The organism is Microbacterium sp. NPDC089189, from assembly GCF_040685095.1.
Lineage (GTDB): Bacteria > Actinomycetota > Actinomycetes > Actinomycetales > Microbacteriaceae > Microbacterium.
Genome location: NZ_JBFBHG010000007.1, coordinates 1 through 25,660, shown reverse-complemented (window position 1 = coordinate 25,660; position 25,660 = coordinate 1). Strand labels below are relative to the sequence as shown.

Annotated in this window: 28 protein-coding genes; 9 read left to right on the top strand and 19 right to left on the bottom strand. The window is 70.3% G+C overall.

From position 1 onward, the window contains the following. Positions 1-3: 3 nt before the first annotated feature. From kdpA to AB0N73_RS05610, 3 genes are read right to left on the bottom strand one after another with little or no spacing between them, the layout of a single operon-like run. Positions 4-1,683 (bottom strand): potassium-transporting ATPase subunit KdpA, encoded by a 1,680-nt coding sequence (gene kdpA / locus AB0N73_RS05620; protein ID WP_363561242.1) that lies wholly within the window; start codon positions 1,681-1,683, stop codon positions 4-6. Continuing rightward, entirely contained in the window at positions 1,683-1,772 is a 90-nt protein-coding gene (locus AB0N73_RS05615; protein ID WP_363561240.1) for a potassium-transporting ATPase subunit F, read from the bottom strand. Before AB0N73_RS05615 ends, kdpA begins: the two co-directional genes overlap by 1 nt. Further along, entirely contained in the window at positions 1,769-1,909 is a 141-nt protein-coding gene (locus tag AB0N73_RS05610; protein ID WP_363561238.1) for a hypothetical protein, read from the bottom strand. The genes AB0N73_RS05615 and AB0N73_RS05610 overlap by 4 nt, the downstream gene beginning before the upstream one ends. A gap of 197 nt (positions 1,910-2,106) precedes the next feature. On the opposite strand from AB0N73_RS05610, the gene AB0N73_RS05605 reads away from it, so the two are divergent. The 3 genes from AB0N73_RS05605 to AB0N73_RS05595 are packed head-to-tail and all read left to right on the top strand — an operon-like array spanning position 2,107 to position 4,947. Next, a complete protein-coding gene (locus AB0N73_RS05605) occupies positions 2,107-2,760 on the top strand; it encodes a helix-turn-helix domain-containing protein (RefSeq protein ID WP_363561236.1) in 654 nt (217 codons plus the stop codon). After that, on the top strand, positions 2,757-4,451 hold the full coding sequence (locus AB0N73_RS05600; RefSeq protein WP_363561234.1) for an MDR family MFS transporter: 1,695 nt from the start codon (positions 2,757-2,759) through the stop codon (positions 4,449-4,451). The genes AB0N73_RS05605 and AB0N73_RS05600 overlap by 4 nt, the downstream gene beginning before the upstream one ends. Further along, positions 4,435-4,947, top strand: coding sequence for a hypothetical protein (locus tag AB0N73_RS05595; RefSeq protein WP_363561232.1), 513 nt, complete (start codon positions 4,435-4,437; stop codon positions 4,945-4,947). The genes AB0N73_RS05600 and AB0N73_RS05595 overlap by 17 nt, the downstream gene beginning before the upstream one ends. A 27-nt stretch (positions 4,948-4,974) precedes the next feature. Here AB0N73_RS05595 and AB0N73_RS05590 read toward each other — a convergent pair whose 3' ends face one another. Continuing rightward, the gene (locus AB0N73_RS05590) at positions 4,975-5,238 is read right to left on the bottom strand and encodes a hypothetical protein (protein WP_363561230.1); all 264 of its coding nucleotides are present in this window, start codon (positions 5,236-5,238) and stop codon (positions 4,975-4,977) included. A gap of 146 nt (positions 5,239-5,384) precedes the next feature. Between AB0N73_RS05590 and AB0N73_RS05585 the strand changes: the two genes are divergently transcribed. Further along, positions 5,385-5,726 (top strand): ATP-dependent DNA ligase, encoded by a 342-nt coding sequence (locus AB0N73_RS05585; protein WP_363561228.1) that lies wholly within the window; start codon positions 5,385-5,387, stop codon positions 5,724-5,726. Here AB0N73_RS05585 and AB0N73_RS05580 read toward each other — a convergent pair. Then, positions 5,695-6,156 (bottom strand): MarR family transcriptional regulator, encoded by a 462-nt coding sequence (locus tag AB0N73_RS05580; RefSeq protein WP_363561226.1) that lies wholly within the window; start codon positions 6,154-6,156, stop codon positions 5,695-5,697. The two genes, AB0N73_RS05585 and AB0N73_RS05580, sit on opposite strands and share 32 nt — an antisense overlap. A gap of 83 nt (positions 6,157-6,239) precedes the next feature. Then, entirely contained in the window at positions 6,240-6,560 is a 321-nt protein-coding gene (locus tag AB0N73_RS05575) for a hypothetical protein (protein ID WP_363561224.1), read from the bottom strand. 175 nt (positions 6,561-6,735) lie between these two features. Here AB0N73_RS05575 and AB0N73_RS05570 point away from each other — a divergent pair, with 175 nt between their 5' ends. Further along, entirely contained in the window at positions 6,736-6,921 is a 186-nt protein-coding gene (locus tag AB0N73_RS05570) for a hypothetical protein (RefSeq protein ID WP_363561222.1), read from the top strand. A 17-nt stretch (positions 6,922-6,938) separates the two neighbouring features. On the opposite strand, the gene AB0N73_RS05565 is transcribed toward AB0N73_RS05570, so the two are convergent. The 5 genes from AB0N73_RS05565 to AB0N73_RS05545 form a co-directional block, all read right to left on the bottom strand. Further along, on the bottom strand, positions 6,939-7,580 hold the full coding sequence (locus AB0N73_RS05565; RefSeq protein WP_363561221.1) for an HAD-IA family hydrolase: 642 nt from the start codon (positions 7,578-7,580) through the stop codon (positions 6,939-6,941). Positions 7,581-7,648: 68 nt separating this feature from the next. Continuing rightward, positions 7,649-9,091, bottom strand: a complete 1,443-nt coding sequence (locus AB0N73_RS05560; protein WP_363561219.1) for a PTS ascorbate transporter subunit IIC — start codon at positions 9,089-9,091, stop codon at positions 7,649-7,651. Between the two features lie 38 nt (positions 9,092-9,129). Further along, on the bottom strand, positions 9,130-9,423 hold the full coding sequence (locus AB0N73_RS05555; RefSeq protein ID WP_363561217.1) for a PTS sugar transporter subunit IIB: 294 nt from the start codon (positions 9,421-9,423) through the stop codon (positions 9,130-9,132). After that, entirely contained in the window at positions 9,420-9,872 is a 453-nt protein-coding gene (locus tag AB0N73_RS05550) for a PTS sugar transporter subunit IIA (RefSeq protein WP_363561215.1), read from the bottom strand. Before AB0N73_RS05550 ends, AB0N73_RS05555 begins: the two co-directional genes overlap by 4 nt. A gap of 11 nt (positions 9,873-9,883) precedes the next feature. Beyond that, the gene (locus AB0N73_RS05545; RefSeq protein ID WP_363561213.1) at positions 9,884-10,627 is read right to left on the bottom strand and encodes a GntR family transcriptional regulator; all 744 of its coding nucleotides are present in this window, start codon (positions 10,625-10,627) and stop codon (positions 9,884-9,886) included. A 167-nt stretch (positions 10,628-10,794) separates the two neighbouring features. Here AB0N73_RS05545 and tkt point away from each other — a divergent pair, with 167 nt between their 5' ends. Then, positions 10,795-12,858 (top strand): transketolase, encoded by a 2,064-nt coding sequence (gene tkt / locus AB0N73_RS05540; protein WP_363561211.1) that lies wholly within the window; start codon positions 10,795-10,797, stop codon positions 12,856-12,858. 3 nt (positions 12,859-12,861) lie between these two features. Here tkt and AB0N73_RS05535 read toward each other — a convergent pair whose 3' ends face one another. Together AB0N73_RS05535 and AB0N73_RS05530 are read right to left on the bottom strand one after the other, a co-directional pair. Beyond that, complete coding sequence (locus tag AB0N73_RS05535; protein ID WP_363561209.1) at positions 12,862-13,467, bottom strand: TetR/AcrR family transcriptional regulator; 606 nt, start codon at positions 13,465-13,467, stop codon at positions 12,862-12,864. A gap of 126 nt (positions 13,468-13,593) precedes the next feature. Continuing rightward, the gene (locus tag AB0N73_RS05530) at positions 13,594-16,443 is read right to left on the bottom strand and encodes a glycoside hydrolase family 3 N-terminal domain-containing protein (RefSeq protein ID WP_363561207.1); all 2,850 of its coding nucleotides are present in this window, start codon (positions 16,441-16,443) and stop codon (positions 13,594-13,596) included. 255 nt (positions 16,444-16,698) lie between these two features. On the opposite strand from AB0N73_RS05530, the gene AB0N73_RS05525 reads away from it, so the two are divergent. Next, the gene (locus AB0N73_RS05525; protein WP_363561205.1) at positions 16,699-16,947 is read left to right on the top strand and encodes a hypothetical protein; all 249 of its coding nucleotides are present in this window, start codon (positions 16,699-16,701) and stop codon (positions 16,945-16,947) included. Between the two features lie 90 nt (positions 16,948-17,037). On the opposite strand, the gene AB0N73_RS05520 is transcribed toward AB0N73_RS05525, so the two are convergent. After that, positions 17,038-18,081 (bottom strand): NAD(P)-dependent alcohol dehydrogenase, encoded by a 1,044-nt coding sequence (locus AB0N73_RS05520; RefSeq protein ID WP_363561203.1) that lies wholly within the window; start codon positions 18,079-18,081, stop codon positions 17,038-17,040. 72 nt (positions 18,082-18,153) lie between these two features. Further along, entirely contained in the window at positions 18,154-18,570 is a 417-nt protein-coding gene (locus AB0N73_RS05515) for an SRPBCC family protein (RefSeq protein ID WP_363561201.1), read from the bottom strand. Positions 18,571-19,532: 962 nt separating this feature from the next. Here AB0N73_RS05515 and AB0N73_RS05510 point away from each other — a divergent pair. Then, entirely contained in the window at positions 19,533-20,450 is a 918-nt protein-coding gene (locus AB0N73_RS05510) for a type II CAAX endopeptidase family protein (RefSeq protein ID WP_363561199.1), read from the top strand. A gap of 22 nt (positions 20,451-20,472) precedes the next feature. On the opposite strand, the gene AB0N73_RS05505 is transcribed toward AB0N73_RS05510, so the two are convergent. Further along, positions 20,473-21,069 carry a TetR family transcriptional regulator gene (locus AB0N73_RS05505; protein ID WP_363561197.1) on the bottom strand — a complete coding sequence of 199 codons (597 nt, stop codon included), beginning with the start codon at positions 21,067-21,069 and terminating at the stop codon, positions 20,473-20,475. Between the two features lie 138 nt (positions 21,070-21,207). On the opposite strand from AB0N73_RS05505, the gene AB0N73_RS05500 reads away from it, so the two are divergent. Next, positions 21,208-22,581 (top strand): MFS transporter, encoded by a 1,374-nt coding sequence (locus AB0N73_RS05500; protein ID WP_363561431.1) that lies wholly within the window; start codon positions 21,208-21,210, stop codon positions 22,579-22,581. Positions 22,582-22,626: 45 nt separating this feature from the next. Here the strand turns inward: AB0N73_RS05500 and AB0N73_RS05495 are convergent, their stop codons facing one another. Genes AB0N73_RS05495 through AB0N73_RS05485 form a run of 3 tightly spaced genes read right to left on the bottom strand, consistent with a single transcriptional unit; the run spans position 22,627 to position 25,546 of the window. Then, on the bottom strand, positions 22,627-23,694 hold the full coding sequence (locus AB0N73_RS05495; protein ID WP_363561195.1) for a LacI family DNA-binding transcriptional regulator: 1,068 nt from the start codon (positions 23,692-23,694) through the stop codon (positions 22,627-22,629). Continuing rightward, the gene (locus tag AB0N73_RS05490; protein WP_363561194.1) at positions 23,691-24,611 is read right to left on the bottom strand and encodes a carbohydrate ABC transporter permease; all 921 of its coding nucleotides are present in this window, start codon (positions 24,609-24,611) and stop codon (positions 23,691-23,693) included. The genes AB0N73_RS05495 and AB0N73_RS05490 overlap by 4 nt, the downstream gene beginning before the upstream one ends. Continuing rightward, positions 24,608-25,546, bottom strand: a complete 939-nt coding sequence (locus AB0N73_RS05485) for a sugar ABC transporter permease (protein WP_363561192.1) — start codon at positions 25,544-25,546, stop codon at positions 24,608-24,610. Before AB0N73_RS05485 ends, AB0N73_RS05490 begins: the two co-directional genes overlap by 4 nt. Positions 25,547-25,660 lie beyond the last annotated feature (114 nt).

The window sequence follows — 25,660 nt, the reverse complement described above, 5'->3', positions numbered from 1 at the left end:
TGGTCAGATCAGCCCTTCCGCCAGGGGACCCAGCGTGAGAACGGGAAAGTAGGTGAGAGCGGTGATGACCACCGCGACGACCGTGAGCAGCCCGATGAAGGACGCTCCGGTGGTCGGCAGGGTGCCGCCGGTCGACGGCACGCGCTCCTGCGCGGCGAGCGCGCCGGCCAGCGCCAGCACGAACACGATCGGCAGGAAGCGGCCGAGCAGCATCGCGATGCCGAGGGTCGTGTTGAACCAGGGCGTGTTCGCCGTGAGCCCGGCGAACGCGGAGCCGTTGTTGTTGGCCGCCGAGGTGAAGGCGTACAGCACCTCGCTGAAACCGTGCACGCCGGGATTCCAGATGGAGGTGGCCTCCACATCCGCGCGGACGACGGGGATGCCGAAGCTCAGCGCCGTGAAGCCCAGCACGAGCGTCGGTGTCACGAGGATGTAGAGGCTCGCGAGGGTGATCTCGCGCGGACCGATCTTCTTGCCGAGGTACTCGGGCGTGCGTCCCACGAGCAGGCCGCCGATGAACACGGCGATCACCGCGAGCACCAGCATCCCGTACAGCCCCGAGCCCACCCCGCCGGGTGCGACCTCGCCGAGCATCATGTTGACCATCGGGATCATGCCGCCGAGGGCGGTGTACGAGTCGTGCATCGAGTTGACGGCGCCGGTGGAGGTGAGAGTCGAGACGCCGCCGAACAGGGTGGATCCGAGGATGCCGAAGCGCTGCTCCTTGCCCTCCATCGCGCCGCCGGCCAGCCCGGGCGCGGCGCCGAGCCCCAGGGATTCGACCCAGGACAGCAGCGCGATCGAGGCGACGAAGAGGGCGCCCATGACGGCGAGGATCGCGTAGCCCTGCCGGTGGTCGCCGACCATCCGCCCGAAGGTGCGCGGCAGCGCGAAGGGGATCAGGAGCATCAGCAGCACTTCGAGGACGTTGGTGCCCGGGGTGGGGTTCTCGAAGGGGTGCGCGGAGTTGGCATTGAAGAACCCGCCGCCGTTCGTGCCGAGCAGCTTGATGGCCTCCTGCGAGGCGACGGGACCGCCGGGGATCGTCTGGGGCGCGCCGCCGAGGGTGGCGACCTCGGTGAACCCCTGGACGTTCTGCACGACGCCGGCAACGACGAGCGCGATCGCCGCGACGATCGACAACGGCAGGAGGATCCGCACGGTCGCGCGGACGAGGTCGACCCACACGTTGCCGATCGTGCGCGCGCCGCGACGGGCGAACCCCCGCACGAGGGCGATCGCGACGACCAGGCCCACGGCGGCCGAGACGAAGTTCTGCACCACGAGCCCCGCCGCCTGGACGGTGTATCCGAGCGTGACCTCGGGCGAGTACGACTGCCAGTTCGTGTTGGACACGAACGAGATCGCGGTGTTGAAGGCGAGGTGCTCGCTGGGGGCCGGCAGACCGAGCGCGAACGGGAGGAACTCCTGCCCCCGCTGCAGGAGGTAGACGAAGACCACCCCGACGAACGAGATCAGCAGGACGCCCCGCAGGTACACCTGCCAGGTCTGCTCCGCGTCGGGGTCGACGCCGATCACGCGGTACACGCCGCGCTCGACACGGCCGTTCCGGGGGGTGGTGAACACGTGCGCCATGGCATCGCCGAGCGGTCGATAGGCCAGCACGAGGATGAGGACGACGGTCGCGATCTGGAGCGCGCCGAAGAGGACGGCGAGATCCATCAGAACTTCTCCGGCTTCACGAGGGCCACGACGAGGTAGACGATGGCGGCGACGCCGACGACCGCGCAGACGAGCGAGACGATGATCATCGGTGCTCGCCCCCGCTCACCGCGTCGCGCCGCGCGGAGCCGTCCTCCGCGGGTCCGAGCTTCTCGACCCCCCGGGCGACGAGGGCGACCAGGGCGAAGAGCGCCGCTGTCGCGAGGATGTAGATCAGATCGAGCACGGAGGACTCCCTGGGACCGAGCCGCGTGTGCTGCCACGCGGGCGCCCACGTCGGGCGCACTTCTCGATCGAAGCCCTCGCGCGGGCTCCGTCTGCGCGTCCTTACGGAATCCCTACGCCCCCGGTCCGGATCCTCACGACCTCCCGACGCGCCGCGTAGATATGCACTATCGCATTGTTAGTGCAATACTGCACTTTGTGATTGATAGTGCAGATACTCCGCGGGAGCGACGTCGCCTCGAGACCGAGCGTCTGCTCGTCGCCGAGGCCCGCACCCTCGCCGCCGCGCACGGGCTCCCCGGCTTCACCGTCGAGCAGCTGTGCGAGCGCGGCGAGATCTCGCGTCGCACCTTCTTCAACTACTTCGCCTCCAAGGAGGACGCCGTCCTCGGCTTCCCCCTGCACCGGCGCGACGTCGACGCCGAACGCGCCTTCGTCGCGGGGGGGACCACCCCGCCGGGCCGCCTGTCCCCCGACCTGCTCGACGCCCTCGCGGTCCTGGTGTCGACCCGCTGGGCGACGATGGACATCGATCCGGCCAGCGCCGCCGCACTCTTCGCCGCCGTCGAACGCGAGCCCCGCCTCATCCCGCGCATGCTCGAGCACGCCGCGCACATGGAGCGCACCGACGCCCGGCTGATCGAGGAACGCGAGGGACTCGACGAGGGCGATCTGCGCGCCCGGGTCACCGCCCACATGATGGGCGCCATCGCGCGCGACACGGCCGGCGCCTTCCTCGGCCCCGACCGCGAGCACGGCCGCTCGTACGCCGACCTCTACGCCGAGCGGCTCGCCGCCGCCCGCAGCCTCTTCTCCACCCAGGACATCTCTTTGGAAGGCCCGCCCGCATGACCACCGCGCCCACCCGCGTCGCTCGCGCCGACGCTCCCCTGCTGCTCACCAAGCGGCGGATCTGGATCATCTTCTCCGCGCTCATCGCCGGGATGCTCCTGTCGAGTCTCGACCAGACGATCGTGTCGACCGCGATGCCCACCATCGTCGGGCAGCTCGGCGGTGTCGAGCACCAGGTGTGGATCACGACCGCGTACATCCTGGCCACCACGATCGTCATGCCCATCTACGGCAAATTCGGCGACGTGCTGGGCCGGCGGCGGCTGTTCCTCGTGGCGATCGCCATCTTCACGCTCGCCTCCATCGGCTGCGCCTTCGCGACCGACTTCTGGATGTTCGTGATCTTCCGCGCGATCCAGGGCCTGGGCGGCGGCGGTCTGATGATCCTGTCGCAGGCGATCATCGCCGACATCGTGCCCGCCAACGAGCGCGGCAAGTACCTCGGCCCGCTCGGCGCCGTGTTCGGCCTCTCCGCGGTCGCCGGCCCCCTGCTGGGCGGCTTCTTCGTCGATCACATGACCTGGCAGTGGGCGTTCTACATCAACATCCCGGTGGGCATCGCCGCGTTCCTCATCGCCCTGCTAGCGCTGCGCCTGCCCAACAAGCGCCGCACCAAGCCGATCGACTGGCTGGGCGTCGTCTTCCTGTCGGCGGCGACGACCTGCCTCATCATGTTCACCGACTTCGGCGGCGACCGCGAGGTCGGCTGGGGTTCGTGGATCACCTGGACGTGGGGGCTCGGCACGGCCGCCGCCGCGGGCCTGTTCATCCTCACCGAGTCGCGCGCCGCCGACCCGATCATGCCGCTGCACCTGTTCCGCAACCGCATCTTCGTCAACGCCACCGCGATCGGGCTGGCGCTCGGCATCGGCATGTTCGCCGCCATCGGCTTCGTGCCCACGTTCCTGCAGATGTCGTCGGGCACCTCCGCCGCCGCCTCGGGTCTGCTCATGCTGCCGATGATGGTCGGACTCATGGGCACCTCGATCGGCTCCGGCATCGCCATCAGCAAGACGGGCAAGTACAAGGCCTATCCGATCCTCGGCACGCTCATCACCGGGATCGCGATGGTCGCCATGACCACTCTCGCCGCCGCCACCCCGATCTGGCTCATCTGCGTCTACCTGTTCGTGTTCGGCGCCGGCCTCGGCCTGATCATGCAGGTCGTCGTCCTGGTGGTGCAGAACGCCGTGCCGCCGGCCGAGATCGGCACCGCCACCAGCGCCAACAACTACTTCCGCGAGGTGGGTGCCGCCCTCGGCACCGCCGTGTTCGGCGCGCTCTTCACCAGCCGGTTGACCGAGAACCTCACCGGTGTCTTCACGGGGGCGGGCGCGTCGGCATCCGATGCGGCCAACGCCACCTCGACGATCGATCCGGCCACCCTCAGCCAGCTGCCCGACGAGGTGCGCGAGGGCGTCGTCACCGCCTACGCCGATGCCCTCGCACCGGTGTTCTGGTACCTCGTGCCGTTCATCGCGATCGCCTTCGTCCTCGCGCTGTTCCTCAAGCAGATCCCGCTGTCGGATGTCGCCGGGCTCGTGGCCCGGGGCGAGGCCGTCGGCGGCGCGGAGGCCGAGCGCCTCGAGGCGGAACAGCTGGCCGGTGCGCGCGCGAGCGCATCCGAGTCCGCGGCCCCGACCGCGTCGGACCCCGTGCGGCAGGATGAGGGAGATGAGCGCACGCACTGACCCGGATCCCGCCGAACGCGAGGTACGCGCCGAGCGCCTCAAGGAGCGCATCTACCTGACGTTCGCGGCGCTGGCCGTCGTACTCGCCCTCGCCGCGCACGGACCGGTGGATGCGGTCTCGGCCCTGCAGACGCTGGCGGTGACCGTGTTCGGCACCCTGCTGGCGATCTTCACGGCCGACATCGTGTCGCACCTCGTCGTGCACGAGCGGATGGTGACGCGCACCGAGCTGGGGCACGCGTTCCAGACGAGCTTCGGCGCGCTGGGCGCCGTGGTCCTGCCGTTCGCGTTCCTGGCCCTCGCGGCGTTCGACGTCTGGGATCCGACGGCCGCCCTGCGCGCGTCCACGATCGCGCTGGTGCTCGCACTCGTGGTCATCGGGTTCGCGGCCGTGCGCCGGGTGCGCCTCCACTGGTGGCAGCGCCTCATCGCGCTCGGCGCGGAAGCGGTGCTGGGTCTCGCGGTCATCGGACTGCAGGTGCTCGCGCACGGCTGACGGACGCGGCGCGGGGCCGGAAGGGCGTCAGAGAGCGGGCGCGGCAGCGATCGCCGTCGGGACGGCCACGCCGCCAGCCACCTCTTCGAGAGCCGTCTTGGCGTCGGTGAGGCTCACGAACGTGCCGCGGCGGGCTCCGACGCCGTCCATCGCCTCGTACCCGTAGGGTGTCGCGGTGACGGTGCCGACGAAGCCGGCGCCCGTGTTCGCCACGTGCAGTCCCGCCTCGACCTGCACCCACAACGGGCGGCCGACCGACGGTGCGGCGACGGGGTCGAGCTGCGGGTTCACATCCTGGATTCTGCCCGCAACCGCCGACATCGGCCCGCCCTGGTCACACGCGAGCGAATCTGCTAGGCAGAATGATCTTTCGGAGGCGATTTAGTTAACCCGGTTAAGTAGCATAGTTCACCTGATCCGCCGGATACCCTGTTCTCATGGGTCAATTACTTTACGACGGCGGATCTCAGACGTTCGACGTCGATGACCGCACGTTGGCTCATCTGCGCGTGGTTTTCATGAACAAGCTGCGGCGATCCGAGCCGTTCCTGTTCCACCTGCCCGACCCCAGCAGCGTGGGCACCCGGAGCCTCTGGATCCACCCCGGCATCTCGATGGTCTTCTCGTTCTACGGCAGCCGTCAGCCCGCCATGAACCGGCAGTGGATCGACGCGATGATGACCGAGGCCAACGGCCCGCACGGTCTCTCACTGGGGCCAGAGCCCGAGGCACGCACGGAGCAGCCGGTCAGCGGCACTCTTCGTCGACCGACCGGGTGATCCGCTCGACGAAGTCGGCGACGGCCGCCGCGACGTCCGGGTCGAGCTCCTTCGAGGCTTCGCGGATGCGGGCGGTCAGCGGATCGATGTCCTCGAGGTCGGTCGACCTGTCGAAGGCGCGCACGAGCTTGCTCCGCCGATCGTCGGGATTCTCCCGCAGGGTGATCATCCCGCCGGAGTGAAGGCGATCGAGGATGCCCGTCACGGCCGCCGCGGAGATCCCGAGGTGCGACGCGATGGCGCGCGGCGTGACGGACTCCCCCTCATCGGATCGCTCGAGGATGTAGCGCATGGCGGCGCGGGCGTTCTCGCTCGGGCCGCAGTCGGTCTGACGTCGCCTCGCGAGGCTCGCCTCCGCGAGCCGCAATCGCTCGACGGCGGATGCCGCACGCTCGTGCGACTCGGTCGTGATGTCCTGCGTGTCGGTCATGACCTGCTCCCTTCGAGCGTCCGGTGTTCGGGTCCGGTCGCCACGGGCGAGACCACCCTAGAGGCTCGGGCCATGGGCGACGCTCAGGCGGCCACCACGTCCGCGCGGCGCACGTGCTCGAGAGTGAGCGCCATGCCACCCGACGAGCTCGCGGCGTGGGCGAGTTCCGTCAGGAGCTCCGGGTCGAGGGTCTCGGACTCCGCGGACTCGAAGACGAAGCGCAGCGGGATGGCCGGCTGCAGCCAGATCGTGGTGCGCCCGGGCTGTTCGTCGCCGTGCCGCCAGGACAGAGTGAAGCTCTCGTTGCGACGGAGCTTGGTCGCCGTGACGACCTTGACGTGGGCCAGAAGACGATCCGGCAGCGAGATGGGAGTTCCGCCATCGCCGTAGAACAGTGCTCCCACAAAGACCCCCCGATGTCGTCGGTTTATTACTAGCTTGTCTAGCAAGAAGTCTGTCGGCTCTTTCCTTCGCGCGCAAGTGGAGGCTGGCTGCGAGGCGACCAGGGACGCGAGGGGAAGAAGTCGTCGACGCGCAACCCCTTCGGGGCAGATTCCGTGCGGGCGTTACGATCGCCGGATGTATGTGCTCGAGGGTGGCCCGCGTTCGGGCCAGTGGGTCGATGACCTGCCCGACGGCTACACCCTGGCATCCGACGCCGCGGCGAACGGCGAACCGCTCGGGCTCGCCGACATCCCGGCCACGCTGGCCGTGTGGCGCGAGCGCCGCCCGCGACTTCGCGCACTCGGTCCGCCCTCGGGCTGACCGCCGCCCGCCCCGCGTCATCCGACGTCGATGACGATCTCGTCGCCGTGCCACCGCACGCGCCGCAGGTCGTCGACGTGGGCGTCCACGACCTCTCCCTCGAGGTGGTCGCCGACGCCGACAACGAACGCCGCGCCCGCGGCCCGCGCGGCCCGCACACCGGCCGGGGCGTCCTCGAAGACGACGCAGCGGCCCGGTGCCACACCCAGCGCCTCGGCGCCGCGGAGGTAGGGGTCGGGGTGAGGCTTGCCGCGGACGACGTCCTCCGCCGCGACGAAGGCCGGCGGCCGTCGATGGCCCGCCGCGGCGAGGCGACGCCGCGCGAGCTCGCCGATCGCAGAGGTGACCACGGCCCATCGCTCGGGCGGGATCGTGGCGGTGAGGGCCACGGCTCCGGGGATGGCGTCGGTCGCCTCGGCGCTGTCGAGCTCCGCGGCGTTGAGGGCGGTCACGGCTTCGGCCAGGCGCTCGGGCGGCACGAGCGCGGCCACGGTATCCGCGGCGCGCACTCCGTGGCTCACCTGACGCCGGAAGTCGTATCCGGGGGCGAAGTCCGCCGCCCACGCATCCCAGGCCACGGCCGCCGTCTCGAGGGAGTCGACGAGCACGCCGTCGCAATCGAACAGCACGGCATCGACGGCGAATCTGATCTCGGTCATACGTTGCTCCTCTGCAGCGCGGGGCCGGCCTTCTCGACGAGAAGACCGGCCCCGCGGGATGGTGGACGTCAGTCGGCTCGGCGGCCCTCTTCGACGGCGAGGTCGGCCTTGGCCTCGGCCTCGCGTGCCTCGGGGGTCGCCGCCTTGGCGGCCGCGGCCTTGTCACGCGAGCGCAGCACGATGGTGAGTCCGTAGAGCACCACGAGCGACAGCACGATCGTGACGATCACGGCCACCTGCGCACCGGCCAGCGAGACGCCGCCGAGGATCAGGCCGAACACGCCGTAATCCGCATCCGAGAACGTCGAGTTCGCGAACCCGATGTCACCCAGGACCGGCAGCAGCAGGAGCGGGAGGAACGTGATGGCGATACCGTTCGCGAACGCTCCCAGCACGGCGCCGCGTCGTCCGCCGACCGCGTTGCCGATCACGCCGGACGCCGCTCCGGTCATGAAGTGCGCCACGACGCCCGGGATGATGACGGTCGTTCCCATGGCGATCATCGCGAGCATGCCGACGATGCCGCCGACGAAGCTCGAGAGGAAGCCGATGAGCACGGCGTTCGGGGCGAACGGGAAGACGATCGGCACGTCGAGGGCGGGCTTGGCGTTCTTGACGAGCTTCTCCGAGATGCCCTTGAACGCCGGCACGATCTCGGCCAGCACCACGCGCACACCGGCCAGGATGATGAAGACACCCGCCGAGAAGGTGGCCGCCTGCAGCACGAGGAACACGATGAAGTTCTGGCCGCCCGACAGCTCGGACTCGATGTACGGCGCACCGGCGAACAGACCGACGATGACGTAGATCACCGCCATCGACAGCGCGACGATGACCGTCGTGTCGCGGAGGAATCCGAGCCCCTTGGGGAAGTTGATCTTCTCGGTGGATGCCGACGAGCCCTTGCCGCGCGTGGCGAGGGCGACGACACCGCTCAACGCGATGCCCAGGCCGCCGGTGTGCCCCAGGGCGACGTCGTCGGTGCCGGTGACCTTGCGCATGAACGGCTGGACGAGCGCCGGCGACACCACCATGTAGACGCCCTGCGCGATCGAGCCCCAGAGCACGACGGCCCACGGCTCGAAGCCCGCGACGGCGAGGATGACCGCGAACATCGCGGCGATGTAGAACGCCACGTGACCGGAGAGGTAGATGTACTTGAACCGCGTGGTGGCGGCCAGCACGATGTTGACGATCATGCCGAAGAAGAAGATGAGCGCCGCGGCCGAGCCGTAGTCGAGCAGCACCTGCGCGACGATGGCCTCGTTGTTGGGCACCACGCCCTGCACGTTGAACGCGTGCTGGAACATGTCGCCGAACGGGTTCAGCGCCCCGACGACGACGCCGGCACCGGCGGCCAGCACGAGGAATCCGACGAGCGTCTTGACCGTGCCCTTGAGCACGTCGCTGAAGCCCTTGCCCTGCACGGCGAGGCCGATGAGAGCGATCAGCGCGACGATGACCGCCGGCTGGGTGAAGATGTCCAGCAGGACATCGAGTACAGCATCCATCGTGGATACCGTCCTTCCCTATGACTGTGTCGGGCCGCTCAGCCGGCCGACGGAACGTTGTGACGGCGGGCGGCTTCGCCCACCTTCGTGCGGAGCTCGTTGAGGTCGATGATGCTGTCGAGGACGACCACGTCACCGAGACCCTCGGCGGCCTCGGCGATGTCGCGGCCCACGAAGATCGCGTCGGCGTCGCCGTTGGCGACCGACCCGAGGTCGGTGTGGTCCACGGTCACTCCCGTGATCTGGAGCTCCTTGAGGACCTTCTCGATGTTCATGTGGACCATGAAGCTGCTTCCGAGGCCGGTGCTGCACACGGCGAGGAACTTCGTCATTCGTCATCTCCTGTGGTGAGGACGGCCAGGGCGGCCGCGGGGGTGGTGGCCGCGAGCAGTCGCTCACGGGCGTCGTCGTCGGTGAGGAGCCCGGCCAGCGTCGACATGGTCGCGAGGTGACTCGTGTCGTCGGCGGCGGCGAGGCAGAAGAAGAGCGAGATCGGGTGCGCCTCTTCGTCGTTGAGGAGCACGGAGGGGCGCACCCAGAGGGCGGAGAGCCCGGTGCGCACGACGCCGCTCTCGGGCCGGGCATGGGCGAGCGCGATCCCGTAGCCGAGATCGATGTAGGTGCCGCCGGCGGCGATCGAGTCGAGCATCGCGTCGACGTAGGAGCGGGTGATCGCGCCGTCGGTCAGCAGCGGCTCCGACACCAGCTCGATGGCGTCACGCCATCCGGAGAGGTCGTTCGCGAAGCGCACGGTGTCGGCGGTGAGGTACGAGGTGAGCACGGGGTCTCCGTTCAGGCGTGGCGCTCGGAGCGCAGGTTGAGCGAGATCTCGCCGTTCTCGGGCGCGTGGCGCGCCGTGCCGAAGGCGATCGGGATGTCGGCGGTGTCGGCGACGGTCGAGTCGATGGTGAGGAGCCTCAGACCGGGCTCGACGGCGAGGTTCAGCGCCACTTCGGGGCTGGCCTCCTCGACGCGCACCATGAGGTCGTTGCGCGCGAACTCGACGCCGTACCGGTCGTGCAGGAACCCGAACAGCGACCCGCCCGACAGGTCGGCGGTGTAGACGTCGGGGAAGCGCGCGTGGGGCAGGTAGGTGACGACGTGCTGGTGCAGCTGGCCGTTCACGAACCGCAGTCGGATCAGCTCGACGACGCCCTCGCCCGCGCCGATGCCGAGCTGTGCGGCGATCGCGTCGGTGGCCGGCACGAGCTCTTGGCGCAGCACCCGCGTCGTGACGTCGCGCCCCATCGCGGTCTGCTGGCGGTGGAAGCCCGTGACGATGTCGGTGAAGTGCTCGGGATAGTGCACGCCCGAGCGGGGCTCGGTGACGAAGGTGCCGCGGCCGTGCTCGCGTGCCAGGCGCCCGTCCTGCACGAGGCCGTCGACCGCGTGACGCAGGGTGATGCGGCTGACCTCGAACTCGCGGCACAGTTCCGCCTCGGACGGCAGTCGTTCGCCGACGGTCATCGCCGTCACGCGCTCGAGCAGCTTGGCCCGCACGGCACGGTACTTGCTCGTCCCGTTACTCGCGTCCACTGTCGCCTCCTTGCTCGCCCTCGGCCGTCGAGGAGTGGTTATGACGTCATGATTACACGACACCCCGCAGCGGCGCAACCGAGAGATCCGTCACACAGCTGAGCTGTATTTCCGCGGATCGGTCTCGTATATTCATCATGACGTCATAACGAGTTGGAGCATTCCCCATGACTATTGCCGCATCCGAGACCACGCCCGTCGCCCCTGGTTCGCCCCTCGGCGACGACCTCGTCACGACCGCGCGCCTGCTCGCCGCCGACGCGGTGGAGCGCGCGAAGTCGGGGCACCCCGGAGCGGCGATCGCGCTCGCCCCCGTCGCGACGCTGCTGTTCCAGCGGCACCTCCGCCACGACCCGTCGCAGCCCGAGTGGGCCGGACGCGACCGCTTCGTCCTCTCGTGCGGACACGCGAGCATCCTGCTCTACACGCAGCTGTTCCTCTCCGGGTACGACGTCACGCTCGACGACCTCAAGGCCTTCCGCACGCTCGACTCCCGCACGCCCGGGCACCCGGAGTTCGGTCACACCGCGGGCGTCGAGACGACCACCGGCCCGCTGGGCCAGGGATTGGCCACCGCCGTCGGCATGGCGATGGGCTTCGCCCACGAGCGCGCCGTCTTCGACCCCGACGCCGCCCCGGGCACCTCGGTCTTCGACCGGCGCGTATGGGTCCTCGCCTCCGACGGCGACCTTCAGGAGGGCATCTCGTACGAGGCCGGAGCCCTCGCGGGACGACTGGGCCTGGACAACCTCACGGTGGTCTACGACGACAACGACATCCAGATCGAGGGCGGCACCGCGCTCACGAGCGCCGAAGACACCGCCGCCCGCTTCCGCGCCCAGGGTTGGCATGTCGAGCGGGTCGCGCTCGGCGCCGACGGCGACGTGGATGTGGCGGCGCTCGACGCCGCTCTCGCCGCCGATGCTCCGGCCGGCCGGCCGCGGCTCGTGATCCTCAAGACGCAGATCGCCTTCCCCTCGCCCGGCGCGGTCGGCACGGCCGGCTCGCACGGCGCACCCCTGGGCGCCGCCGAGGTGGCGGCGCTGCGCGGGGTGCTCGGCGTCGACTCGGCGCCGTTCGACATCGACCCCGACGTCCTCACCGTCGCCCGCGGCGTCACCACGCGGGGCCGGGCCGCACGCACAGCCTGGGAGGAGCGCTTCGCCACGTGGCAGGGCGCCGACGCCGACCGCGCCGAGGCGCATCGCCGCTTCCTCGCCCGCGACCTGCCCTCGGGCTGGGCCACGGCGCTGCCCGCCTACGAGGCCGGCACGTCCGTCTCGACGCGCGACGCCTCGGGCGCCGCCATCCAGGCCATCGCCGCCGCCGTCCCCGGGCTCTGGGGCGGCTCCGCCGACCTCGCCGAGCCCAACCGCACCGCGATCACCGGCGGCGGCTCGTTCCTGCCCGCCCACACCGGGCACGGCGATCACGCCGGCCGCAACATCCACTGGGGCGTGCGCGAACACGCCATGGCCGCCGCGATGAACGGCATCGCGTTGGCGGGCGGGTGGCGGATCTTCGCCGGGACCTTCCTCGTCTTCAGCGACTACCAGCGTCCGTCGATCCGGCTCGCGGCGCTGATGCAGCTCCCCGTCACCTACGTCTGGTCGCACGACTCGGTGGCGCTGGGTCAGGACGGCCCCACCCACCAGCCCATCGAGCACCTGGCGAGCCTGCGGGCGATCCCGGGCTTCAGCGTCGTGCGTCCCGCCGACGCCAACGAGACGGTCGCCGCCTGGGAGGCGGTGCTCGAGGCGCAGCGACCCGCGGGGCTCGTCCTCGGCCGCCAGGGCGTGCCGGTGCTCGACATTCCCGCCGAGGTCCTGCGCGAGGGCGTCCGCCGCGGCGCCTACGTCGTCTCAGACACCGAGGACGCACGCGCGGTGATCATCGCGACCGGGAGCGAGGTCGCGCTGGCGCTCGAGACGGCGCGCGTCGCCGCATCCGAGGGAATCGCCGTGCGGGTCGTCTCGATGCCCAGCCGCGAGTGGTTCCTGCGACAGGACGCCGCCTACCGCGAGAGCGTGCTGCCCGCGGCGCTGCGCGCCCGGGTGGCGGTGGAAGCGGCGTCCTCGTTCGGCTGGCACGAACTGATCGGCGACGGCGGCGCGGTCGTCGGCATCGACGAGTTCGGTCTCTCGGCCCCCGCCGATGAAGCCCTCGCCGCCCGTGGCATGACGGTCGACCGCGTGCTGGACGCCCTCCGCCGGGTGACCGCCGGCGCCTGAGCGCTAGGGCGCCTCCGGGCGCCCGGCGCCGGGCGCCGCGAGATCGTCGAGCACGCGCCCCATCAGCGCGGGCATGTCGATCGACCGGTCGTACAGCCACAGCACGCGGAGACCTTCGACGAGCGCCCAGATGAGGGTCGCCGTCTCCTGGGCGGGCAGATCGGCGCGCACCTGGCCGTCGCGCTGAGCCGCCTCGACCGCCCGGGCGGTCGCGTCGACCGATCCGCGCAGGCGGTCGCGCACGATCTCGTGCGCGAGGTGGTCGGGGTCGGCGGCCTCCGCGCCCACGCGGGTGGAGAGGTGGATGAAACCCGGTCGCGAGGCATCCGACCGGATGCCGGCGAGGACGGCCGTCCGGAGGTCGGTGTCGGGAGGCGTCGTGTCGAACTCCTCCTGCAGCTCCGCGTCGCGACGCTCGAGGACCGCGGCGAACAGGGCGTCCTTCGAGCCGAAGTAGTGGAGCAGCGCCGTCTGGCTCATGCCCACGGCATCCGCGATCTCCTTCACCGTGGTCCGGCGATACCCCTGCGTCGCCACGAGATCGAGCGCGGCCCGCAGGACCTCTTCGCGCTTGGCGCGACCTTTCGCGTACGGACCCCGGGTTGCCATGCTCCGATGCTATGCACCCGAACGGCCCCGCAGCACACACTGCGGGGCCGTTCGTTGCCGCGACCGGAGCTCCGGTGGCGGCGGTGCATCGGCGGGTGCCGAGCCCGGCCGATGATTCTCCGGCGTCTACGACGACACGGTGACGACGCTCCTGCGCTGCACGATGAGCCGGCGGGTGACCAGGAAGAGCGTTCCCGCCACGAGGAGGCCGAGGACGACATCCACCGCGATCAGACCCCACTGCCACAGCGGGACCACGCTCTGGATCTCGGCGCCCGCGGACAGTCCGTTCATCGCGTTGCTGTGCGCCACCGCGTAGGCGACGTTGTGCGCCGCCCGGACGATGTTCTGCTGCACGGTCGGCGTCAGCTCGTCGGCCGACAACGCCCACAGCTCGGCGTCGGTGTTGAGCCACAGGTCGGTTCCCGCCTCGAGCCCCTCGCGCAGGTCCTCGTAGGCGAAGACGCTGAACGAGGCCTGGTCGGTGACCACCACTCCGTTGAAGCCCCACTCGTCGCGGAGCGTGTCGGTCATGAGACCGGCGTGGCCGCCGCTCCAGCGGGCGCCGACGCGGTTCATGCTCGCCATGACACCTCGCGCATCCGCCTCGCGCACACTCGTCTCGAACGGGGCGAGGTACAGCTCGCGCGTCGACTGCTCGTCGGCGAAGACGGCGCCGCCCACGCGGTTCGCCTCCTGGTCGTTGAGCGCGAAGTGCTTGATGAACACCAGCGTGCCCTTGGCCTGGGCACCGGCGACGACCTCGGCCGACATCTGCCCCGACAGCACCGGGTCCTCCGAGAAGTACTCGAAGTTGCGACCGCTGTACGGCGAGCGGTGGATGTTCATCGACGGCGCGTACCAGCCGGCGTAACCGAGCGCCAGGCTGTCCTCGCCGATCGCATCGCCCATCTCGCGCGCCAGCTCGTCGTTCCACGAGGACGCCAGCACGATCGCGGGCGGGTAGCCCATGCCGTTCTCGCCGCCGGTGAGGGTGGCGGAGAATCCGGCGGGGCCGTCCTTGTCGACCGTGCCGGGCAGCTGGATCGACTCGACCGTGCGCGTGGCGTAGCCACCGATGCGCACGAGCTGCTCGAGCTCCTCGAGGCTGGCCTGGCCGAGCAGGGCGTCCCACAGCTCGTTGTCGTACTCCTGCCCCACGAGCATCGCGGTCGACAGCTCGCCGTACTGGTCGTCGACCGTGTCGAACGTCGGCGCCTCCGCATCCGGGTCCTCGGTGTACGAGATCTCGAGATCAGCGAGCAGCTGCTCGGGTGCCGTCCACTCGCCGTCGGCGTAGGTGGTCGGCCAGGTGCCCGACCAGTCGCTGCGGCTCAGGTAGGTGAACTCGGGGTCGTAGTGACGGATGTCGACGTCGTCGAACCGGTTCTCGATCGGGTTCCCGGTCGCCGCCGACACCGCGTAGGTCGTGGCATCGAGCGTGTCGACCGTGATCGTCTCGACGAAGGCCGCGTCGCCGTCGGCGGTCATCCCGTCGGTCGTGTCGTAGCCCTTCGCGGTGAGGATGTTGTTGAGTGCCGCATGGGCGTCCTCGCCGGCCGCGAGGCGGTACTCGCCGGCATCCACGATGTAGGTGCCGTAGCCGTCGGCGTCGTACACCTTCATGAGCTCCTTCGGCACCGTGACGGTGACGGTCTCGGAGGCGCCCGCCTCGAGCAGGCCGGTCTTGGCGTACCCGGCGAGCTCGACGGCCGGCTTCTCGATGCCGTTCTCGCGGTCGTAGTCGGTGTAGGGCGACTGCAGGTAGACCTGCACGATGTCCTTGCCGGCGGTCTCGCCGGTGTTCGCGACGGTGACCGAGACCTCGTAGGCCGCGTCCTGCTCGGTGACCGTGTAGTCCGACCACGCGAAGTCCGTGTAGGTCTCGCCGTGCCCGAAGGGGTACTGCACCTCGGCGGCGTAGTCGAACGCGTCGGCCGGCTCGGTGCCGAGCACCACGTCCTCGTAACGGGTCTCGTAGTAGGCGTAGCCGACGTAGATGCCCTCGGCGTACACGACGTACTTGTCGCCGCGGTCGACCGTGCTGTTGGTGATCGTGTAGTCGCCGAAGTTGGCGATGCTCGGCGCCGACAGCGAGTCGTAGGCGTAGGTGTCGACGAGCGCACCCGACGGCGCGACGGCGCCGGTGAGGATCTCGCCCACCGCGGTGGCGCCGGTCTGACCGAAGGTGCCGACCCAGACGGTGGCGCTGACGTCGAACTCGTCGAGGGCACCGAGCTCGACCGGGTTCTGCGTGTTGAGCAGGACGACGACCTCGTCGAAGTTCTCGTCGGCGAGCGAGAGCATGTCGCGTTCGTCGGCGTTCAGCTGGAGGTAGGTGTATCCGTCGGCGCCCGGCGTGTGCGCCAGGTCGGAGCTCTCGCCGCCGGAGCGGCCGATCACGACGACGGCGGCGTCGGCGTAGTCGCCGAAGCTCGCGATGACGTCGTCGGTGTACACCGCACGCGGCACCTCGTTGACGGCGAAGGATCCCTCGCCGTAGACGTCCGGCGTGGTCTTGCGGTAGGTCGATCCGGCACCGTCGGCGTAGAAGTCCCAGAGCACGGGGTTGACCTCGAGGCCGGCCGCGGCGAACGACTCGCCGAGGGTCGTGGCCTGCGAGGTGTCGATCGAGCCGGCGCCGCCGCCGCTGTACACGGGGTCGACCGCATCCTGCCCAAAGACGCTCACGCGGGCGTCGGCGGCCAGCGGGAGCCCGCCGTCGTTCTGCAGCAGGGTGATGCCCTCGCGCGAGATGTCGGTGGCGACGCGCGTCAGGTACTCCTGGCGGTCGGCCTCGGAGTCGAAGTCGCTCGTGAAGTAGTCGGCGTCCTCACCGTCGCCCGCGACCACGCGCTGGGTCTCCTGTCCGAGGTACACCGAGACGAGGTCGGCGTATCGGAACGCGAACAGGTTGCCGATCACGAGCGCGACGATCACGGCCGCGCTGAGGACGTAGGCGACGATCGCCCACACGAGAGGGAGACGACGAGGATTCTTCCCCGACCGGCTCGGTGGTTCCGACACGACTGTCGACATACCGGGTGCTCCTTTGCAGAGGGGCCTGCGCGCACATCGCGCCGACCGGTGCCATTCGGCTCCGCATCGAGCAAACCTGAACGTCAGTCTAATTTCAGATGTCCCGCACAAGCTGTCGTTTCGGACGGACGATTTGTCGTCCGCCGCAAGAGTCTTGTGCCCGACCTCGGCCCCGCCCTATGGTCGGGCGGCATGAAACGCTTCCGAATCACCGTCGCCAGCGCTCTCGCCGCGATCGCCCTCGTCGTCGTCCCCGCCATGTCCGCGTCCGCGGCCACTCCCCGTCACACGTGGGAGTTCCCGGAGCAGCGGGCGTGCCTCACGAAGCAGAACCAGCTGCGCAGCCTGGGATACGTGATCTTCTCGCCCTGCGAGCAGGTGTGGCGCGTTCCCTCGAACACCTACTACTACAAGATGGTCGCGTCGCTGCGTCCGGTCTGACCCTCCCCCATCCCCCCGAACGGAACGACGCCGGGAGCCCCTGTCGGGCACCCGGCGTCGTCGTCTGCGGCGTCTGCGGCGTCTGCCCCCTCAGAGTGTGGCGACGTCGATCACGAAGCGGTAGCGCACGTCCGAGCGCAGCACCCGCTCGTACGCGTCGTTGATCTGGTCGGCGCCGATCAGCTCGGTCGCCGGCGCGACACCGTGCTCGGCGCAGAAGTCGAGCATCTCCTGCGTCTCGGCGATCGACCCGATGCTCGACCCGGCGAACGAGCGGCGGTTGCCGAACAGGGTGAACACCGACACAGGAAGCGGCTGCGGCGGCGCGCCCACGTTGACCAGCGTGCCATCCAGCCGCAGGAGCTTCAGGTACGCGTTCAGATCGAGGTCCGCGCTCGAGACCGTGTTGATGATGAGGTCGAACGTGTTCGCGAGCTCGTCGAAGGTCGCCGGGTCGCTCGTGGCGAAGTAGTGCTCGGCGCCGAAGGCCAGACCGTCCTCCTGCTTCGACAGCGACTGCGACAGCACCGTGACCTCGGCCCCCTTCGCGGCGGCGATCTTGACCGCGAGATGCCCGAGCCCGCCCATCCCCACGACGGCGACCCGGGTCCCCGGACCCGCGTTCCAGTGGGTGAGCGGCGAGTAGGTCGTGATGCCGGCGCACAGCAGCGGTGCCGCCGCCTCGTACGGGATGGCCTCGGGGATCCGCAGCACGAAGTCCTTGTCGACGACGACGTGCGTCGAGTATCCGCCCTGTGTGACGGTGCCGTCGCGGTCGACCGATCCGTACGTCTGCGTGTTGCCCTTGAGGCAGTAGTTCTCCATGCCGGCCAGGCAGTTCTCGCACTCGCGGCACGAGTTCACCATGCAGCCGACGCCGACGCGGTCGCCCACGGCGAAGGTGGACACGGCGGAGCCCACCTCGACCACCTCGCCCGCGATCTCGTGCCCGACGACCTGCGGATACGACACCGGCCCCCAGTCCCCGCGGACGAGGTGGATGTCGGAGTGGCAGATGCCGGCGTAGCGGATGGCGATGAGCACGTCGTCGGGGCCGACGTCGCGGCGCTCGATCGTGGTGGGGATGAGGGGTTCGGTGGCGGAGGGGGCGGCGTACGCCTTCACGGTGAGCATGGATTCCAGGCTAGGCGCGCTCCCTGAGCGCAAGGAGTCCCTGTCAGTACACGTCTCGAGGGTCCCGTGCCCTCACTCCGCCTCATCCCGTTCATCCCGTTCGAGGATGTCGCGCAGGCGCGCGAGGTCGCCGCGGATGAGTGCGGCGTCGCGCGCCAGGTCGTCGTCGGTGACCCCGGGCAGGCGGTAGAGGGTGAAGACCACCTCGGTGCCGCCGTCGTTGCGGAGCACGCGGAGCGGATTGTGGACGACCGCCCCGTCGGGCAGCAGCACGTCGTGATCGAGGATGCCGGCCTCGACGGGTCCGACGAAGCGCACCTCGACCGTCCCCATCGGGGAGTCCGTCACCCATCGCCCGCCGTCCTCACGGATGCCGGCGCTCAGCCCCGCGGCCCACTGCGGCAGGTGGACGGGGTCGCCTGCGAACCGGGCGACGTCGGCGGGCGACCGGTCGATGTACTGCGAGATGTGCTGCGCGGGAAAGGCCATGCCCGCCATCATCCTCACCCCGCCGCCCTCCCACCACCCCACCCCCGCGCCCCGCGCCCACCCCCGCCCCTGCTCTGCGCCCCGCGCCTCGTGCTCTGGCCCCCGCCGTGTCCCTCCTCTGGCCCCCGCCGTGGCCCTGCGCCCTGGCCCTGGCCCGCCCGCGCCCCTCCCTGTCCATTCGTCGCAAAAGCAGGGTGCCGCCGCCCCGCATCCCGCTTTTGCGACGAGTAGATGCGGATGCGCTGACGCATCCCGGCTCACTCGCCGCAAAAGCAGCGTCCCCGCGCGCGGCACCCCACGTTCGTGACGAGCGAACCGGGTGACGACGCGCGACCCGGTGACGTGACAACGCGGGAGACGGTGATGTGAGTAGGCGCCGGAAGGGTGGCGTAGCGGGGCGGGAAGAGTGGCGTAGCGGGGCGGGAAGAGTGGCGTAGCGGGGCGGGAAGAGTGGCGTAGCGGGGCGGGAAGAGTGGCGTAGCGGGGCGGGATGAGGCGGGGCGGGGTCGCAGCTCGGTTCACTCGTCGCAAATGCGGGGTTTCGGCGCGCGGCACCCTGCACTCGTGACGAGTGGGCAGCGTGGAGCGGCGGGGCCCAGCCGCAGCACGATTCACTCGTCGCAAAAGCAGGGTCCCGGCGCGGGGCACCCCGCATTTGTGGCGAGCGAACATGGCAACGAGGCTCGGGGCAGCGAGGCGCGGGGCAGAGGGAGGGGCCACCAAACACGGTTCGCTCGTCGCAAATGCGGCGTATCGACGCGCGGCACCCTGCATCCGCGACGAGTGAGCCGAGTGGGGGCTCGGGGGAAACGAGAGCGAGCCGGGTGGCGGCTCGGGGGGGGGAAGCGAGAGTGACCCGAGCGGGGAGCGGGAGCGGGGAGCGGGGGGCGGGGAGCGGCCATACTGGACCGGCGGAGGCGCGTGGGCGATCCGCCGTATCGAACCGACGTCGGAGGAACCCGATGGCAGCACTCCCCTTCGCGCAGGGCATGGGCGAGTCGCGGCGTCCCACGGGCATCGTGCTCGGCACACTGGTGGTGGTCGCGATCACTGCGTGCCTGTTCCCCGCCGGCGCCCTGTGGCGCCACCTGCTGCCGGCCCCGTTCTTCGAAGCGGCCGGCGTCGCCGCCGTGACGCCGGTGTTCCTGATCGCGTGGCTGCTGCTGTGGCTCTGGCTGCGCGGCAAGGAGCAGCGCCCGTTCGCGAGCCTCGGATTCCGCCAGCCCTCGCTCGCGGCACCGCGCATCGCGCGCGGCGCCGCCATCGCGCTCGCGCAGCTCGGCGTCTACCTGGCGATCGGCGTCGCCACCGGCAACCTGGTCTTCGCGACGGCGCCGACCGGCGGGCTCGTGCACTGGTCGGCGTGGGGACTCGCCGCCATCGCGCTCGTCGCCTTCGCCGCCCAGTCGGGAGCCGAGGAGATCCTCGCCCGCGGCTACCTCGTGCAGGTCTGGTACCCGCGCACCGGCGTCATCGGGGCCGTCGTCGTCTCGGCCGCGTACTTCACGCTCGCGCACACCCCGGCGGACTCGTTCACCGTGCTGCCGATGATCGACATGACGCTCTATTCGGTGCTCGCCGTGCTGTGGGTGCTGGGCGAGCGCGGGCTCTGGGGCATCATCGGGTATCACGCCATGTGGAACTGGGCGCAGAACAGCCTGTTCGGCATCGCCGTCTCGGGCGAGCCCGCACCCTCGTCGCTCTTCGTGGTGACCCCCACCGCCGCGGCCGACACGACCGTGATCGGCGCGGACTACGGCGCCGAGGGCAGCCTGATCGATATCGGGATGCTGCTGGTGCTCATCGCGGGCGCCGTCGTCATCCTGTTGCGGCGCCGGGCCCGCGCGCGCCGCGCAGCGGAGGAGCGCTCACGCGCCTGACGATCGGCGGATGCCGGTGGCGTCAGCTCGCGGCGCTCACGCCGCCCGCACGCTGCACGAGCTCGAACGATCGGTCGAAGCAGTCGCCGAGATCGGCGTCGGCGTCCTCGGCCCAGAGCGTCCAGGCGAGCTCGGTCGCCGTGAGGGCGACGAGCGCGACGGAGAGCGCGACGGCCCGGTCGGCGATGCCCCGATCGGCGATGGCCTGAGCGAGGTCGTTGCGATGGGCCGCGCGATCGGCGGCCAGGCGGCCGCGGAGGGCGGGGATGACCCCCACCATGCGCAGCCGCGCTCGCAACCGGGCCGGTGCGACGCGGGAGGCCACGACCGTGGGCTCGAGCAGGCCACGGATCAGGTCGAGGAGCGACGTCCCCGGAGCCGGGGTGGACGCGCGGACCACGGCGGGAAGATCCTGCCGACCGACGCGCACCGCGGTGACGATGGCGTCCTCCTTGGACCCGAAGTAGCGGAAGAAGGTCGCGCGGGAGACGCCGATGCCGTGGGCGATCTCGTCGACCGTGACCTCGTCGAACCCGTTCTCGGCGCAGAAGTCCGCGGCCGCGTCGGCGAGCTCGGCGCGCAGGATCTCGCGGCTCCGCTCTCGTACGTCGTGGGACACCAGACGATCGTATCTCTGCGACGCCGTATGATTCATGAGACTTAGTCTCAGCAAAGGAGAATCGTGCCCACCGTCACGAAGCCCGCTCCTGGCCTGATCGTCGCCGTCCTGGCCCTCGCGGGCCTGGGAGCGTCGTTCATGCAGACCATCCTCATCCCCATCCAGCCCGAGCTGCCGCGCCTGCTGAGTGCGTCCAGCGACGACACTCCCTGGGTGATCACGGCGACGCTCGTGGCGGCCGCCGTCGCCACCCCCATCGCCGGACGCCTGGGCGACATGTACGGCAAACGCCGCGTCGCGATGGCCCTGCTGCTGCTCCAGGCGGTGGGCGCGATCCTGGCCGCGCTGTCGTCGACCCTCGTGCCGATGATCATCGCGCGCGTGCTGCAGGGGATGGCCGCCGGCGTCATCCCGCTCGGCATCTCGATCCTGCGCGACGTGCTACCGCCGCGGAAGCTCGGCTCGTCGATCGCCCTGGTGAGCGCGACCCTCGGCGTGGGAGGTGCGCTGGGTCTGCCGCTGAGCGCCGTGGTCGCCGAGAACCTCGACTGGCACGTCCTGTTCTGGGTCGCCGCAGGCATCGCGCTGCTCGCGTTCGCGCTCTACGCGGTCATCGTGCCGGCCAGCACGGTGCGCAATCCCGGGCGCCTCGACGTCGTCGGGATCATCGGCCTCGCCCTCGGACTCGTCGGCGTCCTCATCGCCGTCTCGCGCGGCGGGCAGTGGGGATGGGGAGACGCCCGCACCCTGGCGTTCCTCATCTCGGGCGTCGTGATCCTCCTCGCCTGGGGCGTGTATGAACTCCGCGTCGCCGAACCGCTGGTCGATCTGCGGGTCAGCGCCCGGGGCACGGTGCTGCTGACGAACCTCGCGTCGGTCGCGATGGGCTTCGCCCTGTTCGCCTCGAACGTCGTGTTCCCGCAGCTGCTGCAGCTGCCCTCCGTGACCGGGATCGGATTGGGGCTGTCGCTCACGGTCGCCGCCCTGGTGCTCGCCCCGTCGGGACTCGCGATGATGGCGATGTCGCCGGTGGCGGGGCGCCTCGAGCGTCTGCGCGGCCCCAAGCCGCTGCTCGTCGGCGGCGCCGCGGTCATCGCCGTCAGCTACGGGGCGGCGCTGGTCTTCCACACCGAGTTCTGGCAGATCCTCATCGTCAACATCCTGCTGGGCGTCGGGATCGGCCTCGGCTACGCGGCCATGCCCGCGCTCATCATGAGCGCCGTCCCGGCCACCGAGACGGGTGCGGCGAACGGGCTCAACGCCCTCATGCGCTCGCTCGGCACGAGTGTCGCGGCCGCCGTGGTGGGCGCCGTCCTCGCGCAGTCGATGACCGAGGTCGGCGGCGTCGTGGGCCCGAGCGAGGGAGGCTTCATGATCACGCTCGCGCTGGGCCTGGGCGCGGCCGTGCTCTGCCTCGTGCTGGCCGTCTTCATCCCCCGCCCGCGGAACATCGCGGATGCGGCCCTGCCCGCCGACGAGCTCGAGGACCCCCGCCCCGCACCGACGCACTGAGGCGCCAGCTCAGGCGCGGGCACGCGCTGAGGCGCCGACTCGGGCTCAGGCCCCGGAGGCGAGCCCCTCCGCGGCGGCGACACCGGAGGCGGGCGCCGCGGCGCTCTCGCGAATGACGAGCGTCGGGCGCTCCGACGAGTAGCGGGTGGTGGCGGTGCCGTCGATCTCGGCGAGGAGGAGCCCCATCCCCCGCCGGCCCATGCCGGCGAAGTCCTGGTCGACCGTGGTGAGCGGCGGCGACCAGAGCGACGCGAGGGGGTGGTCGTCGAACCCGACCACCGACACGTCGGCCGGAACCGTGCGACCGGCATCGGTCAGTCCGCGCATGACGCCCATCGCGATCTCGTCGTTACCGCAGAACACCGCCGTGACGCCGGGATCCCGCGCGAGGTCCCGGCCCACGCCCACCGCGATCCGCGGATCCCAGCCGGCGTCGTGGACGGTGGGGATGGCACGCCCGGCCTTGCGGAGCGCCCGCCGCCAGCCGGTCGTACGACCGTCCTCCTTGCGCGAGGGCGGCACGCGCACGTGGTGCACGGTGGTGTGGCCGAGCTCCAGCAGATGGTTCGTCAGCTCTTCGGCGGCGCGGGTCTCGTCGAGCACGGCCTGCGGCACCCCTGCCTCGCGCACCCCGGAGAGCGCGACCACCGGCATCCCCGCGGGCAGCCGATGGAGGGCGGCGACACCGGGCGGGTCGAACTTCAGCACGACGATGCCGGCGAGCGGCTGCCCGAGCGTGGCCGAGATCGCCTGGTCGATCTCGGCGTCCTCGGCGCTCTCGACGACCGTGATCATGACGGTGTAGCCGCTGGCGCGCGCGGCCTCTTCGACACCGCGGATCGTCTCGGCATAGCCGTACCGCGAGGTGTCGCCCGCGATGATCGCGATGACCTGCGGCTTGCGCGAGGCCAGCACGCGCGCCGCGGCGCTCGGGCGGAACTGCAGCTCGGCGATGGCCCGCTCGACGGCCTCGCGCCGGGCGTCGCTGACCTTGGCCGCCCCGGTGAGCACGCGCGAGACGGTCGGCACCGACACCCCGGCGCGCGCCGCGACATCCGCGATGGTGGCATGACGCCCCGTCCCGTCGCGTCTGTCGTCGGGAGGGAGGGTCACTTGACGGCTCCGCTGGTGATGCCGGAGATGATCTTGCGCTGCGCCACGATGAACGTGATGAGCAGCGGCAGGCTCATGAGGATGATGTAGGCGAAGATCAGATGCCAGTTCTGCAGGTACAGCCCCGAGCTCGCCACCTGGTAGAGGTTCAGCGGCAGTGTGTCCACGCGGCCCCCGATCACGAACAATGCGTAGAACACATCGTTCCAGATATAGAGGCAGATGAGGATGGTCGCCGTCGCGAGCACCGGCATGAGCAGCGGCAGGATGATCTTCACGTAGACCCGGAACGGCGACGCCCCGTCGACGCGAGCCGCTTCTTCGAGCTCCGGCGGGATGGTGCGGACGAACCCGGTGACGAAGAAGATGACGGTCGAGAGGTACATGCCCATGTACACCCCGATCATGCCCACCGCCGTTCCGGCGAGCCCGAGCTGACGCAGCAGCAGCACGATGGTCACGACGGCCGGCGGCAGGACGATGCCGCTGATGCCGAGCGCGTACACGAAGGCCAGCAGGCGCGACGAGCGGCGTCCGAGGATCCAGGCCGCCATGGAACCCAGGATGAGGACGCCCAGGACCGAGGGCACCATGACCAGCACGCTGCCGCCGAAGGCGGCGAGCATCTTGCCGTCGGTGAAGACGGTCGCGAAGTTGTCGAACAGCTGGAAGTCGCTCGGCAGCGACATGTCGGGGCGGAGCGCCTCGCCCTGGCTCTTGGACGCCGTGACGACGACGAGCCAGAACGGGATGCCGAGCAGCAGTACCGCCATGATGATCGCGACGGTCGGCTGCACGAAGCGGGCGACGCCGCGGCGCGGACGGTGCCGCGGGCGGGGCTTGCCGGTGACGATGGTGGTCGTGTCGTCGGGGGCGCCCGAGGGCGTTCCCGACGCGATGGTCGTGGTGATGCTCACAGCACGTCCTCCCGCTTGCGAAGGAACCGGATGACGGGGAAGGCCAGCACGGAGACCATGAGGAAGAGCACGAGGCTCATCGTCGTCGCCTGCGCGAACAGGCCCTGCCCGAACGTCCGGAAGATGAAGATGTTGAGGAGCTCGGTCGTGCCGCCCGGCCCGCCGGCGGTCGTCGCCTGAACGATGTCGAAGCCGTTCATCGATCCGAGGAGCGCCGTTGCGACGTTGAACGTGACGGCCGGGGCGAGCAGCGGGAACCGGATCGTGCGCAGCGTCGTCCAGAAGCCGGCACCGTCCAGCCGCGCCGCCTCCAGCACGTCGGCGCTGATGGTCTTGAGACCGGCGAGGTAGATGAGCATCGAGAGCCCCATCCACTTCCAGGCGTGGATGAGGGCGACCACCACGATGGTCCAGGTCGTGCTGCCGAGCCAGGCGATCTCGACGTCGCGGCCGAAGAAGAACCCGATGATGCCGTTGACCGCCCCATCCGGCTTGAGGATGGCCTGGAAGATGTAGCCGACGGCGAGCGCCGACATGATGACCGGCACGAAGAAGGCCACGCGGACGGCCCGGTTGATGCGGGTGTCGCGTTCGAGCAGGAGTGCGAGCCCCAAGCCGAAGACGTTCTGGAAGATCGCGACCAGCACGGCGTAGATCAGCGTCACGACGAGCGCGTTGACCAGGCTGCCGTTGGAGAAGAGGGCGACGAAGTTGTCCCACCCGACGAAGTCGATCGAGCTCTTGAAGCTGGACCAGTTCGTGAAGGCGTACACGAAGTTGTAGAGGGTCGGCACGACGAAGAACACCGTCAGCACGACCAGCGCCGGGATCAGGAACCACATCGGGTGGTCCTGCTTGGCGCGGCGCGACGGCCGGTACTCCGTGATGCCCCGCGTCTTCGCCGCTCCGCGGGAGAGGCCGAGATTCGTCGTCATGTCATCCTCACTCGGGTGGGGGCGGGCGCCGGTCCCCCGAGATCGGAAGAGCGTCGAGGAGGGAAAGAGTGTCGTTAACATTGTGTAAATCACGCTGGTAGCCCGATACTTAAA

Excerpts from the sequence above, each read along its gene's own strand:
- kdpA (WP_363561242.1), bottom strand. The coding sequence starts at position 1,683 with ATGGATCTCGCCGTCCTCTTCGGCGCGCTCCAGATCGCGACCGTCGTC.
- AB0N73_RS05615 (WP_363561240.1), bottom strand. The coding sequence starts at position 1,772 with ATGATCATCGTCTCGCTCGTCTGCGCGGTCGTCGGCGTCGCCGCCATC.
- AB0N73_RS05600 (WP_363561234.1), top strand. The coding sequence starts at position 2,757 with ATGACCACCGCGCCCACCCGCGTCGCTCGCGCCGACGCTCCCCTGCTG.
- AB0N73_RS05595 (WP_363561232.1), top strand. The coding sequence starts at position 4,435 with ATGAGCGCACGCACTGACCCGGATCCCGCCGAACGCGAGGTACGCGCC.
- AB0N73_RS05585 (WP_363561228.1), top strand. The coding sequence starts at position 5,385 with ATGGGTCAATTACTTTACGACGGCGGATCTCAGACGTTCGACGTCGAT.
- AB0N73_RS05580 (WP_363561226.1), bottom strand. The coding sequence starts at position 6,156 with ATGACCGACACGCAGGACATCACGACCGAGTCGCACGAGCGTGCGGCA.
- AB0N73_RS05570 (WP_363561222.1), top strand. The coding sequence starts at position 6,736 with ATGTATGTGCTCGAGGGTGGCCCGCGTTCGGGCCAGTGGGTCGATGAC.
- AB0N73_RS05565 (WP_363561221.1), bottom strand. The coding sequence starts at position 7,580 with ATGACCGAGATCAGATTCGCCGTCGATGCCGTGCTGTTCGATTGCGAC.
- AB0N73_RS05560 (WP_363561219.1), bottom strand. The coding sequence starts at position 9,091 with ATGGATGCTGTACTCGATGTCCTGCTGGACATCTTCACCCAGCCGGCG.
- AB0N73_RS05555 (WP_363561217.1), bottom strand. The coding sequence starts at position 9,423 with ATGACGAAGTTCCTCGCCGTGTGCAGCACCGGCCTCGGAAGCAGCTTC.
- tkt (WP_363561211.1), top strand. The coding sequence starts at position 10,795 with ATGACTATTGCCGCATCCGAGACCACGCCCGTCGCCCCTGGTTCGCCC.
- AB0N73_RS05535 (WP_363561209.1), bottom strand. The coding sequence starts at position 13,467 with ATGGCAACCCGGGGTCCGTACGCGAAAGGTCGCGCCAAGCGCGAAGAG.
- AB0N73_RS05525 (WP_363561205.1), top strand. The coding sequence starts at position 16,699 with ATGAAACGCTTCCGAATCACCGTCGCCAGCGCTCTCGCCGCGATCGCC.
- AB0N73_RS05520 (WP_363561203.1), bottom strand. The coding sequence starts at position 18,081 with ATGCTCACCGTGAAGGCGTACGCCGCCCCCTCCGCCACCGAACCCCTC.
- AB0N73_RS05515 (WP_363561201.1), bottom strand. The coding sequence starts at position 18,570 with ATGGCCTTTCCCGCGCAGCACATCTCGCAGTACATCGACCGGTCGCCC.
- AB0N73_RS05510 (WP_363561199.1), top strand. The coding sequence starts at position 19,533 with ATGGCAGCACTCCCCTTCGCGCAGGGCATGGGCGAGTCGCGGCGTCCC.
- AB0N73_RS05500 (WP_363561431.1), top strand. The coding sequence starts at position 21,208 with ATGCAGACCATCCTCATCCCCATCCAGCCCGAGCTGCCGCGCCTGCTG.
- AB0N73_RS05485 (WP_363561192.1), bottom strand. The coding sequence starts at position 25,546 with ATGACGACGAATCTCGGCCTCTCCCGCGGAGCGGCGAAGACGCGGGGC.